General features: G+C 73.8%; 11 protein-coding genes. 8 read left to right on the top strand and 3 right to left on the bottom strand.

Annotation, left to right across the window (positions count from 1 at the left end):
- Nucleotides 1-89: 89 nt before the first annotated feature.
- Both B446_RS09030 and B446_RS09025 read left to right on the top strand, forming a co-directional pair.
- Nucleotides 90-1,733, top strand: a complete 1,644-nt coding sequence (locus tag B446_RS09030) for an MFS transporter (protein ID WP_020939117.1) — start codon at nt 90-92, stop codon at nt 1,731-1,733.
- 117 nt (nt 1,734-1,850) lie between these two features.
- On the top strand, nt 1,851-3,041 hold the full coding sequence (locus B446_RS09025) for an acyl-CoA dehydrogenase family protein (protein WP_020939116.1): 1,191 nt from the start codon (nt 1,851-1,853) through the stop codon (nt 3,039-3,041).
- 39 nt (nt 3,042-3,080) lie between these two features.
- Here the strand turns inward: B446_RS09025 and B446_RS09020 are convergent, their stop codons facing one another.
- On the bottom strand, nt 3,081-3,518 hold the full coding sequence (locus B446_RS09020) for a cell division protein SepF (protein WP_020939115.1): 438 nt from the start codon (nt 3,516-3,518) through the stop codon (nt 3,081-3,083).
- 312 nt (nt 3,519-3,830) lie between these two features.
- Here B446_RS09020 and B446_RS09015 point away from each other — a divergent pair, with 312 nt between their 5' ends.
- The 4 genes from B446_RS09015 to B446_RS09000 all read left to right on the top strand — a co-directional run bounded on the left by B446_RS09015 (nt 3,831) and on the right by B446_RS09000 (nt 11,049).
- Nucleotides 3,831-5,090 (top strand): DUF5685 family protein, encoded by a 1,260-nt coding sequence (locus B446_RS09015; protein ID WP_078614666.1) that lies wholly within the window; start codon nt 3,831-3,833, stop codon nt 5,088-5,090.
- Nucleotides 5,091-5,400: 310 nt separating this feature from the next.
- Nucleotides 5,401-6,300, top strand: a complete 900-nt coding sequence (locus B446_RS09010) for a S1 family peptidase (protein ID WP_020939113.1) — start codon at nt 5,401-5,403, stop codon at nt 6,298-6,300.
- 208 nt (nt 6,301-6,508) lie between these two features.
- Nucleotides 6,509-10,042, top strand: coding sequence for a DNA polymerase III subunit alpha (locus B446_RS09005; protein ID WP_020939112.1), 3,534 nt, complete (start codon nt 6,509-6,511; stop codon nt 10,040-10,042).
- Nucleotides 10,039-11,049, top strand: a complete 1,011-nt coding sequence (locus B446_RS09000) for a DNA polymerase Y family protein (RefSeq protein WP_020939111.1) — start codon at nt 10,039-10,041, stop codon at nt 11,047-11,049. The genes B446_RS09005 and B446_RS09000 overlap by 4 nt, the downstream gene beginning before the upstream one ends.
- Nucleotides 11,050-11,067: 18 nt before the next feature.
- On the opposite strand, the gene B446_RS08995 is transcribed toward B446_RS09000, so the two are convergent.
- On the bottom strand, nt 11,068-11,442 hold the full coding sequence (locus B446_RS08995) for a cupin domain-containing protein (RefSeq protein WP_020939110.1): 375 nt from the start codon (nt 11,440-11,442) through the stop codon (nt 11,068-11,070).
- A gap of 85 nt (nt 11,443-11,527) precedes the next feature.
- Here B446_RS08995 and B446_RS08990 point away from each other — a divergent pair, with 85 nt between their 5' ends.
- Together B446_RS08990 and B446_RS08985 are read left to right on the top strand one after the other, a co-directional pair.
- The gene (locus B446_RS08990; protein WP_043475130.1) at nt 11,528-11,974 is read left to right on the top strand and encodes a MarR family winged helix-turn-helix transcriptional regulator; all 447 of its coding nucleotides are present in this window, start codon (nt 11,528-11,530) and stop codon (nt 11,972-11,974) included.
- A gap of 171 nt (nt 11,975-12,145) precedes the next feature.
- Entirely contained in the window at nt 12,146-13,054 is a 909-nt protein-coding gene (locus B446_RS08985) for an esterase/lipase family protein (protein ID WP_043475128.1), read from the top strand.
- A gap of 64 nt (nt 13,055-13,118) precedes the next feature.
- Here B446_RS08985 and B446_RS08980 read toward each other — a convergent pair whose 3' ends face one another.
- Complete coding sequence (locus tag B446_RS08980) at nt 13,119-14,144, bottom strand: lytic polysaccharide monooxygenase auxiliary activity family 9 protein (protein WP_043477920.1); 1,026 nt, start codon at nt 14,142-14,144, stop codon at nt 13,119-13,121.
- Nucleotides 14,145-14,227 lie beyond the last annotated feature (83 nt).

The raw sequence follows: 14,227 nt of genomic DNA, 5'->3' as shown, positions 1-14,227 counted from the left end.
CCGGGGACACCGCTCCTCTCCGGCCGTACGACGGGGATCCCCACCCCGCCGATCCGCCGCACGCGAGGGATCATCTGGGAGGTACGTACATGTCCGGGACGACCACGGCTGCCGTACGGCCGCTCCGTCGGGCGCCCGCGGCCGGTGCCAACCGCTGGGTCGTCCTCGTCGTCCTCTGCGTCAGCCTGCTGCTCGTCGCCCTCGACGCGACCGTGCTGCACGTGGCGGTCCCCGCCGTCACCGAGGACCTCAGGCCCGGCGCCATGGAGCTGCTCTGGATCGTCGACGTCTACCCGCTGGTCTGCGCCTCGCTGCTGATCCTCTTCGGCACCCTGGGCGACCGGATCGGCCGCAGACGCGTGCTGCTGCTCGGCTACGCCCTGTTCGGCGTCGCCTCCGCGGTGGCCGCCCTCGCGCCCAGCGCGCCGACGCTGATCCTCGCCCGCGCGCTGCTCGGCGTCGGCGGCGCCATGATCATGCCCGCCACCCTGTCGATCCTCCGCCAGGTCTTCCCCGACCGGCGCGAACGCGCGCTGGCCATCGGCATCTGGAGCGCGGTCGCGGCCGTCGGCGCGGCGGTCGGGCCACTGCTCGGCGGCTTCCTGCTGGAGCACTTCTGGTGGGGCTCGGTCTTCCTCGTCAACATCCCGCTGATGCTGGTCAGCCTGCCGGTCGGACGGCTGCTGCTGCCCGAGTCGCGCGGCGACCGCGACGGCCCCTGGGACGTCGTCGGCGCCCTGATGGCGGCGGGCGGACTGTTCGGGGTGGTGCTGGGGGTGAAGCGGCTCGGCGGCGGTGAGCCGGTGGCCGGCCTGCTCACCCTGGTGCCGCTGCTGCTGGGCGGCACGCTGATCGTCCTGTTCGTGCGCCGCCAGGCGCGGCGCGCGCACCCGCTGGTCGATCTGCGGATGTTCCGCCGGCCCGCCTACAGCACCTCGGTGGGCTGCATCGTGCTGGCGATGCTCGCGCTGGTGGGCCTCGAACTGATCGCCGCCCAGTACCTCCAGCTGGTCCTCGGCCTCTCGCCGCTCCAGACGGGTCTGAGACTGCTGCCGCTGACCGTCGCCGCGATGGCGGCCGGCCTCGCGGGCGCCCGGATGCTGCGCCGCTTCGGGCCGCGCCGGATGGTCTGCTTCGGCTTCTGTCTCACCGCCGCCGCGGTCCTGACCCTGACGGCGATGGGCCCCGCCGACGACGCGGGCCTGCTGCTGTTCGGCTTCGTGCTCCTCGGCTTCGGTCTGGAGACCACGCTCTTCGGGGCCTACGAGTCCATGCTGAGCGAGGCGCCCGCCGGGCAGGCCGGCGGTGCCGCCGCGATCGGCGAGACGTCGTACCAGCTCGGCGCCGGGATCGGCATCGCCCTGCTGGGCAGCGTGATGAACGCGTCCTACGCCCCCGGCCTCGCCTCGGTCCCCGGGGTGCCCTCGCACGCCTCGGCCGCGGCCGGCCACTCGCTGGGCGAGGCCTACGACGTGGCGGGGCGGCTGGGCGGGTCCGCCGGGGCCGCGCTGCGCCGGGCCGCCCGGGACTCCTTCGTGCACGGACTCCACGTCACCCTGCTGGTGAGCGCGGGCCTGCTGCTGCTCGGTGCCGTGATGGCGCTGCGGCTGCCCCGGGTCATGCAGTGCGGCGAGGAGACCGCGGAGGCCGGGCCGGGCGAAGCGGCGGAGCGCGCGGCCGAGGCGGGGGTGCCCTCGCCGCGGGAGGCCGTGCAGCCGCGGGTGTCGGCCTGACCCCCGCTCTTTACGTGCGGGAGACTGCACCGTAACGTCGGCTGCGGAGTCGTGACTAGCGCTGCTAGTTTTCCCGCAGTGCGCCGCAGCGTGTCCCCGTGTCCCGGAGGGTGTTCCATGTCCGCGTCCGCGAAGTTGCCCCCGTTCGATGCCACCGACCCGCTCGGCATCGACGACCTGCTGGACCCGGAGGACCTCGCGGTCCGGGACACCGTCCGCGCCTGGGCCGCCGACCGCGTGCTGCCCCACGTCGCCGACTGGTACGAGAAGGGCGAGCTGCCCGGCATCAGGGACCTCGCGCGCGAACTCGGCGGGATCGGCGCCCTCGGCATGTCGCTCACCGGGTACGGCTGCGCCGGCGCCACGGCCGTGCAGTACGGCCTGGCCTGCCTGGAGCTGGAGGCCGCCGACTCCGGCATCCGGTCCCTGGTCTCCGTCCAGGGCTCCCTCGCCATGTACGCGATCCACCGGTTCGGCAGCGAGGAGCAGAAGCGGGAGTGGCTGCCGCGGATGGCGGCGGGCGAGGTGATCGGCTGCTTCGGGCTCACCGAGCCCGACCACGGCTCCGACCCCTCCTCGATGCGCACCCACGCCAAGCGCGACGGGGACGACTGGATCCTGAACGGCCGCAAGATGTGGATCACCAACGGCTCCGTGGCCGGCGTCGCCGTGGTCTGGGCGCAGACCGAGGACGGCATCCGCGGGTTCGTCGTGCCCACCGACCGCCCCGGCTTCTCGGCGCCCGAGATCAAGCACAAGTGGTCCCTGCGCGCCTCCGTGACCAGCGAACTCGTCCTCGACGACGTACGGCTGCCCGCCACCGCGGTACTCCCCGAGGTCACCGGTCTGCGCGGACCGCTCGGCTGCCTCTCGCACGCCCGCTACGGCATCGTCTGGGGCTCGATGGGCGCGGCGCGCAGCAGCTTCGAGGCGGCGCTCGGGTACGCGCGGACCCGGGAGCAGTTCGGGCGGCCCATCGGCGGCTTCCAGCTCACCCAGGCCAAGCTCGCCGACATGGCGGTCGAGCTGCACAAGGGGATCTTGCTCGCCCACCATCTGGGGCGGCGGATGGACGCCGGCCGGCTGCGCCCCGAGCAGATCAGCTTCGGCAAGCTCAACAACGTCCGCGAGGCCATCGAGATCTGCCGTACGGCGCGGACGATCCTCGGTGCCAACGGGATCTCCCTCGAATACCCCGTGATGCGGCACGCGACCAACCTCGAGTCGGTGCTCACCTACGAGGGCACCGTCGAGATGCACCAGCTCGTGCTGGGCAAGGCGCTCACCGGGCTCGACGCCTTCCGGTGAGCCCCCGGGGGGAGGGCAGGGCCGGCGAGCGGCCCTGCCTCAGCTCTGGTTGAAGAAGCCGTCCTCACGGTGCTTGGCCGGCTCGCCGCTGACGATCTCCGTGTTCGACGGCGTCAGCAGGAAGACCCGGGTGGCCACCCGCTCGATCGTGCCCCGCAGGCCGAAGGTCAGGCCAGCCGCGAAGTCGACGACGCGCTTGGCGTCGGCCGGCTCCATGGCGGTGAGGTTCACGATGACCGGGACACCGTCCCGGAACAGCTCGCCGATGGCACGGGCGTCCCGGAAGCTGTCCGGCGTGACCGTGCCGATGCGGCGGCCCTTCTCCTCGGCCGTGTCCGTGGCCACCTTCACCCGGGGGTCCGTGACCCAGGCGTCCTGGGACCCGGTGCCCTCGGAGTAGTCGTCGTCGTAGTAGCGCTCGTCATCGTTGTCGTCGACGAGGCCGAGCCACGCACTCGCCTTGCGTACCGATCCCATGGACGCCTCCTCTCACAGCGGTCCTTCTTGCTTTCCGCATCCCTATGGTCATCCATGATGCGGACGGCGTGCCAAGTGGATAGACGCCGTGCGGGGGGTTTGTGACGGTACTGGTGCACAGCGGATCCGTCGAGAGTCCTTGTGCCCCAAGGGTCGCGACTCATACGGCTGCTGACTGTGAGTGAAATATGATTGTCGTTGGCGGACGGGTGATGCACGGTGCGTACGGGTGAACGCGTGACCTGATACGAGCTGACAGTCGGCCGATACGATGCCCCGGCTCTACGTCGCAACGCATCACGGGGGATCGTCGTGTTCGGAATCGTCAGGCCGTGCGGCCATCGGCTGGGGGAGGGCCTCAAGGCCCAGTGGACGGCGCACTTGTGCGGGCTCTGCCTGGCATTGCGCCGTGATCACGGACAGTTCGCCCGTATCGTGACGAACTATGACGGGCTTCTCATATCGGTGCTGACGGAGGCTCAGGCGGGCCTGGCGGGCGGGTCCCGGCGCACGGCCGGCCCGTGCGCCCTGCGCGGGATGCGGACCGCGTCCGTCGCGCAGGGCGAGGGCGCGCGGCTGGCCGCCGCCGTCTCGCTGGTCCTCGCCTCCGCCAAGGTGCGCGACCACGTCGCCGACCGGGACGGGCTGCTGGCCCGCAAGCCGGTGGCGGCGGCGGCGCTCCGGGTCGCGGCCGGCTGGGGGCGGGCCGGGGAGCGCGGCGGATCGGCGGTCGGGTTCGACACCGGCGTCCTCCTGGACGCCGTTGACCGGCAGACCGGCATCGAGGCCCTGGCCGGGGTCGGCACCCCGCTGCTGACGGTCACCGAGCCGACCGAGACCGCCACCGCGGCCGCCTTCGCGCACACCGCGGTGCTCGCGGGACGGCCGGGCAACGCCGGTCCGCTCGCCGAGGCCGGCCGGCTCTTCGGGCGGCTCGCCCACCTGCTGGACGCCGTGGAGGACCGGGAGGCCGACGCGCGCTCGGGCGCTTGGAACCCGCTCACCGCGACCGGCACCTCCCTGACCGAGGCCCGCAGGCTCGCCGAGGACGCCCTGCACGGCATCCGGCTCGCCCTGCGGGAGGCCGAGTTCGCCGACGGCCGGCTCGCCCACCTGCTGCTCGTGCACGAACTCCGGCGCTCCGTGGACCGCGCCTTCGGCACGCTGCCGGCCTGCGCCGCGCACGGGCCGGCCCCCCAGGGATCCGCGGCCCGGGGATCCGCGGCTCACGGAACCGCCGCGCGCGGCCCCGCCCCGCACGGGCCGGAGTCCGGGGCCGACCCCTACGTGCCGTTCGGGCCGGGCGGGCCGCACCTGCCGCACAAGCCCAAGGTGCCGCGCGCCCTGCTGCCCGGGTGCGGGGCGTTCCTGCTGCTCTGCTGCACCTGCCGGATGTGCTGCGCCGAGGAGTACGAGGGCCCCTGGTCCCGGAAGAAGCGCGAGGGCTGCTGCCGGGACTGCGACTGCGACGGCTGCAGCGGGTGCGGCGGCTGTGACGGCTGCGCCGGTTGTGGTGACTGCTGCGACGGGTGCGACTGCTGTGACTGCTGCTGCCCCTGCGACAGTTGCTGAGCGGACGGGACCCGGATCATCCGGAGGGGCGAATTCCGGACATCCCCGGTACGGGAGGGCGCGGGGCGGCGGGGTGAATACCGGCCGATCCGACCTCCCGTTCGGAGAAGTCAAGGTCCCCGGGCGGGCGGACGGTTGAACGCTGCACGGCCGAAAGGTGCCCTTGTGCCGACCGGCCGTTCGGCCGAATACTCCCCCCCAGCGCTTGTCAGGGGCATGAATACCCGGGGATCCCGGGCCGTCCCTGGCTGCGCCTCACGGGCCCCGACCCCACGCGGGCCCCCCGACTCTCCCTGGGAGGGAACGAAACGTGAGGATCAAGCGCACCACTCCCCGCAGCGGCACGGCGAGACGGACCCGGCTGATCGCCGTGGCGACCGGTTTCCTGGCCGCGGCCGCGTTCGCCGCCCCCACCGCGAACGCCAGCGATGCCCACACGTTCAGCGCCACCCAGCTGACCAAGGCGAGCGACGCCGTCCTCAACGCCGACGTGCCCGGCACGGCCTGGGCGGTGGACAGCAGGACCAACCGGGTCGTCGTCACCGTGGACAGCACGGTGTCCAAGGCCGAGATCGCCAGGATCAGGCGGCAGGCCGGTGTCGACTCGGGCGCGCTGACCATCAAGCACACCGCGGGCAAGTTCAACAAGCTGATCACCGGTGGCGACGCCATCTACGGCGGCTCCTACCGCTGCTCGCTCGGCTTCAACGTGCGCAGCGGCAGCACGTACTACTTCCTGACCGCGGGACACTGCGGTCAGGTCGCCTCCACCTGGTACAGCAACTCCAGCCACTCCACGGTGCTGGGGACGAACGTCGGCTACAGCTTCCCGGGCAACGACTTCGCGCTCGTGCGGTACACCAACTCCTCGATCGCGCACCCGAGCGCGGTCGGCAGCCAGACCATCAGCAGCGCGGCCACCCCGTCCGTGGGGACGACCGTCTACCGGCGCGGTTCCACCACCGGCACCCACAGCGGCCGGGTCACGGCGCTCAACGCCACGGTCAACTACGGCAGCGGTGACGTCGTCTCCGGCCTGATCCAGACCACGGTGTGCGCCGAGGGCGGCGACAGCGGGGGCCCGCTCTACGCCGGGTCCACGGCCTACGGCCTGACGTCGGGCGGCAGCGGCAACTGCACCTCTGGCGGCACGACGTTCTTCCAGCCGGTCACCGAGGCGCTCAGCTACTACGGCGTGACCCTTCCCTGACGGGTACGGCGTGACCCTTCCCTGAGGGGTACGGCTCCGGCGGGCCCCCGCACGCGTTGCGCGTGCGGGGGCCCGCTTGCGTGCCGGTGTTTGCGCAGGTGGGAGGCGGTCGAGCGGATGTCGCACACTTGTTCGGGAATGGGGGTATGGTGGTTGTGGGAACAGGTGTTCGAGAGTCGGACGGGGCTCATGAGTCGTGGAGGTGTGCGTGCCGGGCTTCGCGCATCTGCACACCGTCTCCGGGTTCTCCCTGAGGTACGGCGCCTCCCACCCGGAGCGGCTGGCCGCGCGCGCCGGGGAGCGGGGGATGGACGCCCTCGCCCTCACCGACCGCGACACCCTCGCCGGCACGGTCCGGTTCGCCAAGGCCTGTGCCGGGACGGGGGTCCGCCCGCTGTTCGGCGTGAACCTGGCGGTGGCCGAGCCGGCGGCCCCCCGTCCTGAGCGCCGCCGCACCCCGGTGCGCGGCGGCGCCTTCGTGGACGAGTCGGCCCCCCGGGTGACCTTCCTCGCCCGGGACGGGGCCCGCGGCTGGGCCGACCTGTGCCGGCTCGTCACGGCGGCTCACCGGGCCGGGCCGGGCGGGGGAGTGGCTGCCGGACCGGGCGGGGGTGTGCCCGTGCTGCCCTGGGACGCCAACCACGGCGACGGCCTGACCGTGCTGCTCGGCCCCGGCTCCGAGGTGGGGCGCGCGCTGGCCGCGGGCCGGCCCGACCGCGCCGCGCGGCTGCTCGCCCCCTGGCGCGAGGTCTACGGCGGCGCGCTGCGCCTGGAGGCCGTCTGCCACGGCCGCGGGGGCACCGGCCCCGGCTCTCTGCGGCTGGCCGCCCGCACCGTCGGTTTCGCCGCCGAGCAGGGGGTCCGGCCGGTCCTCAGCAACGCCGTCCGGTACGCCGACCCCGGTCAGGGGCCGGTCGCCGACGTCCTGGACGCGGCCCGCCGGCTGGTGCCGATCGACCCGCGCAAGGAGCTGGACCCGGGCACGGCCTGGCTGAAGGACGCGCAGGCCATGCTGCGGGTCGCCGAGCGGGTGGTGGAGGCGGCCGGTTACCGGCCGGACACCGCCCGCCGGCTGCTGGAGCAGACCGCGGTCACGGCCGCGGAGTGCCTGGTCGACCCCGAGGACGACCTCGGCATCGGCACCGTCCACTTCCCCGAGCCGCACCTCGTCGGCGCCGGCCGCCGCACCGCCCAGCGGGCGCTCGCCTCCCGGGCGGCGGCGGGCATGGTGCGGCTGGGCTACGCCAGCCGCCGCGCGTACTGGGAGCGGATGCACCACGAGCTGGACATCATCGCCCACCACGGCTTCGCCTCCTACTTCCTCACGGTCGCCCAGGTGGTCGACGACGTACGGGAGATGGGCATCCGGGTGGCCGCCCGCGGCTCCGGCGCGGGCTCCCTCGTCAACCACCTCGTCGGCATCGCGCACGCCGATCCGGTCGAGCACGGGCTGCTGATGGAACGCTTCCTGTCCAAGGAGCGGGTGGTCCTGCCCGACATCGACATCGACGTGGAGTCCGCGCGCCGGCTGGAGGTCTACCGGGCGATCATCGGCCGGTTCGGCACCGAGCGGGTCGCCACCGTCTCCATGCCCGAGACCTACCGGGTGCGGCACGCCGTACGGGACGTGGGGGCCGCCCTGTCCATGGACCCGGCCGAGATCGACCGGGTGGCCAAGTCCTTCCCGCACATCCGGGCCCGGGACGCCCGCGCGGCGCTGGAGGAACTGCCCGAACTGAAGGCGCTGGCGGGGGAGAAGGAGAGGTACGGCAGGCTCTGGGAACTGGTCGAGGCCCTCGACGCCCTGCCGCGCGGGGTCGCCATGCACCCGTGCGGGGTGCTGCTGTCCGACGCCTCCCTGCTCGCCCGTACGCCGGTGGTGCCGACCAGCGGCGAGGGGCTGCCGATGGCGCAGTTCGACAAGGAGGACGTGGAGGACCTCGGTCTGCTCAAGCTGGACGTGCTGGGCGTGCGGATGCAGTCGGCGATGGCGCACGCGGCCGCCGAGGTGGAGCGGGCCACGGGGGAGCGGATCGACCTGGACGCGGTGGCGCCGGGCGACCCGGCGACGTACCGGATGATCCAGGCGGCCGAGACGCTGGGCTGCTTCCAGATCGAGTCGCCGGGCCAGCGCGACCTGGTGGGCCGCCTGCAGCCGAGCACCTTCCACGACCTGGTGGTCGACATCTCCCTCTTCCGGCCGGGACCGGTCGCCGCCGACATGGTCCGGCCGTTCATCGAGGCGCGGCACGGGCGGGCGCCCGTGCGCTACCCGCACCCGGACCTGGAGGAGGCGCTGAAGGGCACGTACGGGGTCGTCGTCTTCCACGAGCAGGTCATCGACATCGTCGCCGTCATGACCGGCTGCGGGCGCGGCGAGGCGGACCGGATCCGGCGCGGGCTGTCCGACCCGGAGTCGCAGGGGCGGATCAAGGTGTGGTTCGCCCAGCACGCGGCGGCGAACGGGTACGACGCGGAGGCGATCCGGCGGACCTGGGAGATCGTCGAGGCCTTCGGCTCGTACGGCTTCTGCAAGGCGCACGCGGTCGCGTTCGCCGTGCCGACCTACCAGTCGGCCTGGCTGAAGGCCCACCACCCGGCCGCCTTCTACGCCGGGCTGCTCACGCACGACCCCGGGATGTACCCGAAGCGGCTGCTGCTCGCGGACGCGCGGCGGCGCGGGGTGCCCATCCTGCCGCTGGACGTGAACGTGTCCGGAGTGCACCACCGGATCGAACTGGTGTCCGAATCAGGGGTGTGGGGGCTGCGGCTCGCCCTCAGCGACGTGCACGGCATCAGCGAGGCCGAGGCCGGGCGGATCGCGGACGGACAGCCGTACGCCTCCCTGCTGGACTTCTGGGAGCGGGCCCGCCCGAGCCGTCCGCTGGCCGGGCGGCTGGCCCAGGTGGGCGCGCTGGACGCGTTCGGTGCCAACCGCCGTGACCTGCAGCTGCACCTGACCGAGCTGCACCGGGGCGCCCGGGGCGGCGGCGGGGGCCAGCTCCCCCTCGCCGGGGGCCGGCGGACCGCCCCGGCCGGCCTGCCCGACCTGACCTCGGCGGAGCGGCTCAGCGCCGAGCTGGGCGTGCTCTCCATGGACGCCTCACGCCATCTGATGGACGACCACCGGGAGTTCCTCAAGGAGCTGGGCGTGCTGTCGGCGCGCCGGCTGCGCGAGGCCGGGCACGGGGAGACGGTGCTGGTCGCGGGCGCCAAGGCGGCCACCCAGACCCCGCCGATCCGGTCCGGCAAGCGGGTCATCTTCTCCACCCTGGACGACGGCACGGGCCTGGTCGACCTCGCCTTCTTCGACGACTCGCACGACGCCTGCGCCCACACGGTCTTCCACTCCTGGCTGCTGCTGGTGCGCGGAGTGGTGCAGCGGCGCGGCCCGCGCAGCCTGAGCGTGGTGGGCGCGGCAGCCTGGAACCTCGCCGAACTGCTCGAGGTGCGCCGCGAGGAGGGGCTCGACGGGGTCGCGGCCCGGCTGGCCGGGGCGACCGGCGGCGCCGGGGAGGACCGCGCGCCGGAGGACGCCGTGGGTCCGTCCCGGGCCCGGGACGCCGGTTCGGACGGGCTGCCCCGGCGCACCGGTTCGGCGGCCCGCGACCCGATGGGGGACCGGACCATCCGCATGCCCACGGGGTACGAGATGCACCCCTGGGCCGATCTGCGCCCCGCGGGCGAAGGGCCCGCGGTGGGAAGGAAGTTGTGGCACCAGAGTCCGGGGAGCGCGGGATGACCATTCTCTGTGTACGTTTCCAGCGGCCGCGGCCGGCCGAGGAGGCCCTGCCCGGACTGCTCGCGCTGCTGGAGGAGTTCACGCCGGTCGTGGAGGCGCTGCCGCCGGACGGGGCGCTGGCCGATCTCCGGGGCGCCGAGCGGTACTTCGGGCGCGACGCGGTCGAACTGGCCTCGGTGATCCGGGTCCGCGCCCTCGCGCTGCACGGCGTCGACTGTGTGATCGGCGCCGGTCCCGGCCCGATGCTGGCCCGGATCGCGATGCGCGACGCCCGTCCCGGGGTGACCGGCGTGGTGCCCGGGGAGCCGGAGGCGGTCGCGGAGTTCCTGGCCGGCCGGCCCGTGTCCGTGCTGCCCGGTGTGGGGGCGGCGACCGCCCGCACCCTGTGCGAGTACGGCCTGGACACCCTGGGGCTGGTCGCCGCCGCGCCGCTGTCCACGCTCCAGCGGCTGATCGGCGCGAGGGCGGGCCGTGAACTGCGCGAGAAGGCCGCCGGCGTCGACCGCGGCCGGGTCGTGCCGAACGCCGGCTCCCTGCCCGGGGCGTTCGGCCGAGCCCGGGCGGGTACCTCCCTGGCGGCCGCCGAACGCCCCTTCGCACTCGACGAGCTGGACCCCGACCGGCACCGCAGGGCGCTGCTGTCGGCGGCCGAGGAGATCGGCGCCCGGCTGCGCGCGGTGGCGAGGGTGTGCCGCACCCTGACGCTCACCGTGCGCTACGCCGACCGCTCCTCGACCACCCGCAGCCGCACCCTGCGGGAGCCGACCGCGCACTCGGCGGCCCTGACCGGGACGGCCTACGACCTGTACGGGGCGCTCGGTCTGCAGCGCGCCCGGGTCCGGGCGCTCGCTCTGCGCGCCGAGGGCCTGGTCCCCGCCGAGCAGGCCTCCCACCAGCTCACCTTCGACCCGGTGGACGAGAAGGTCCGCCGGATCGAGGAGGCCGCCGACCGGGCCCGCGCGAGGTTCGGGCCGCGAGCGGTGATGCCGGGGACGCTGGCGGCGTGATCCGCCCCCGCGCCCGGCTCAGTTGGCCCACGGCGGTGTGAGGCGCGTGCCGTCGGCCAGCAGCGCCTCCAGGCCGACCGAGGTGGTGACCCACGAGATCGCGGTGTGGCCGGTCGGGTTCTCGACGGTCAGGGCCGCACCGGGGTTGACGATCACCGTGTCGCCGGCGGAGATCCGCTCGGTGCGGCCGTCGACGCCGATCAGCAGTTCGCCGACGAGCAGGTGGAAGATCTCCTCCCGGCTCACGGTGTGGGTGGGCGCCTTGGTGCCGGGCGGGATCTCCCCGCGCCAGGCGCAGAGTTCCCTGCTGCCGGTACGCGGGGTGGCGTAGGAGACGAAGCGGGCGCCGTGGATCTCGTGGGTCACGGCCTCGGACGAACGGATGACGGGCAAGGGGACTCCCCGGAGTAGTGGTCAAGCTGCTTGACCATATAGTCAACCGGCTTGACCATCACGTCAAGGGTGTTTCAATGCGTACGTGCAGAACTCCGAAGCCATGGCCCTGTCCGCCGCCCTGCTCGCCGTCGCGGGCGACCTCACGCAACGCATCAACGACGGGGTCGTGGCGCGCGGCTTCACGGACGTCAGGCCCGCCCACGGCTTCGCCTTCGCACGGCTCGCGCCGGACGGCGCCACCGTCACCGACCTCGCCGTCCACCTCGGGGTGACCAAGCAGGCGGCGAGTCAGCTGGTCGACGAGATCGTGCGCAAGGGGTATGCCGAGCGGCGGCCGCACCCGGCCGACGCGCGGGCCCGTCTCGTCGTGCTCACCGGGCGGGGCCGGGAGTGCACGCGAGCGGCCGAGGCGGCGGCCGCCGAGGTCGTGGGGGGATGGGCCGAACTGCTGGGCGAGGGTGAAGTGAGCGTGTTGCGGGAGCGCCTGCTGCGGCTCGCGCCCTACGGTCCGGTCAGGCCCGCCTGGTGACGGCCGGTCAGTGGACGAACGGCATTCCGGTTATCACTGGAAGTTTTTACTGACGCGTAACTTCACACCTGGGCTACTCGCCCGTAACTTGACGAGTGAACAGCATCCTCGTGATCCGGATCACAGGGTTAGGCCGTCGCACCTCCCCTTGAGCCGCAAGGAGATCACCCGATGCTGCCCTGGAAGCGAGTGCTCAGACCCCTCACCGCGCTGCTTTTGACCGCCGCAGTAGCCGCTGTGCCCGCCGCCACCGCCCACGCCTCCACCCCCACCGCGACCGCACCGAGCGGGGGGTCCCCCCGCTCGAGCGCAGCCGAGAGTGGGGGAGGTTGGAACGACTACTCCTGCAAGCCCTCCGCCGCCCATCCCCGCCCGGTCGTCCTGGTGCACGGCACCCTGGGCAACTCCATCGACAACTGGCTGTCCCTCGCCCCCTATCTGGAGACGCGCGGATACTGCGTCTACTCCGTCGACTACGGCCAGCTGCCGGGCGTCCCGCTCTTCCACGGCCTCGGCCCCATCGACAGGTCGGCCCAGCAGCTCTCCGACTTCGTCGACCAGGTGCTCTCCGCCACCGGAGCCGCCAAGGCCGACCTGGTCGGCCACTCCCAGGGCGGCATGATGCCCCGCTACTACCTGAAGTTCCTCGGCGGCGCCGCCAAGGTGAACGCCCTCGTCGGCCTCGCCCCCGACAACCACGGCACCGACCTCGACGGCCTCACCCACCTGCTGCCGTACTTCCCCGGCGCCGGCGACCTGATCAAGGCCACCACCCCCGGCCTCGCCGACCAGATCACCGGCTCCGCGTTCCTGACCAAGCTCAACGCGGGCGGCGACACCGTCCCCGGAGTGCACTACACGGTCATCGCCACCAAGTACGACGAGGTGGCCACGCCCTGGCGCAACCAGTACCTGAGCGGCGAGGACGTCCACAACGTCCTGCTCCAGGACCTGTGCCCGCTCGACCTGTCCGAGCACGTGGCGATCGGCCTGTTCGACCGGATCGCCTTCCACGAGGTGGCCAACGCGCTCGACCCGGCCCACGCGACCAGCACCACCTGCGCCTCGGCCTTCAGCTGAGCCGCCGCCGGGGCCTGTCCGGCCTGAGCCGCCGGACGGGCCCCGGAACGCTGCCGGGCGGGGTTCAGCGGCGCCGGCCGCCGCCCGCCGCCCGCCGCCGCACCGAGAGGAACAGCACGGCCGAGCCGAGGGCCAGGGCCGCCGCACCGCCGACGGCGGCGTAGGAGGTCCCGGCCGTGGCCCCGGTCTCGGCCAGATCCCGCGAAGTCCCTTCGGCCGCGCCCCGGTTGCCGGAGCCGGCCGCGGCAGCCGTGGTGGCCGGTCCCGTGGCGGCCTTCGCCGCCGGCTTCGTGGCGGACGGTTCCGCGGACCTCGGGGCGGTCGGCGCCGCGGACGCGCTCGTGTCACCGTCCCCGTGCCCGTGGTGCCCGACCGTCGACCGGCCGGCGCCGTCCTCGATCTGCTCGTCGGAGGGCGCGGAGGCGCTCGGCGCCGGGGCCGAGCCGCCGCTGCCGCCGCCGAAGTCGACGTCGGAGCAGGAGTAGAAGGCCTCCGGGCTGTCCGAGCGCTGCCAGACCGCGTACAGCAACTGCCGTCCCGTGCGCGCCGGAAGGGTGCCCGAGAAGGTGGAGAAGCCGCCCGAGGCCGCCGGGTCGGTGGCCGTCGCCACCGGGTGCGCCAGGTCCAGTTCGGACCAGGCCAGTGGCTTGGCGGGGGAGTAGCCCGGCTTGGTCAGGTAGACCTTGAAGGTGCCCTTGTGCGGGGCCGTCACGCGGTACCTGAACGTGTACGACCCGCCGCGCACGCGCGTCGCCGGCCAGTCGGCGCGGGCCAGGTCGAGACCCTTGAACTCCTCGTTGCCCGCGCTGCACAGCTTGCCGTCCGGTATCAGCTCCCGGTGCCGCCCGGCGGCGTCGCCGATCCGGATGCCGTTCCAGTCGTACAGCGCCTGCGTGCCGCCGGCCGCCACCGCCGCCGCGCAGGCCGCCGACCGGGGGCTCTCCGGGCCCTCCGCGTAGCACTGCGACACCCGGCTGACCGGATCGCCCATCGTGCCGTGCGCGGACGCGGGCGCCGCCGCGAGGGCGGTCAGCGCGAGCGGGGCGAGACCGGCGACGGCCGCGGCGGCGGCCCTGCGGTGCGCGGGCACGCGGTGTGCGGCCATGCGGAACTCCTCGGAAAGCGGTGCTCTGGGGGACGGATCCCGTGGGGTGATCAGAAGCTAGCCCCGGG

The sequence above is a fragment of the Streptomyces collinus Tu 365 genome (assembly GCF_000444875.1).
Lineage (GTDB): Bacteria > Actinomycetota > Actinomycetes > Streptomycetales > Streptomycetaceae > Streptomyces > Streptomyces collinus_A.
This window is presented reverse-complemented; position numbering and strand designations above follow the sequence as displayed.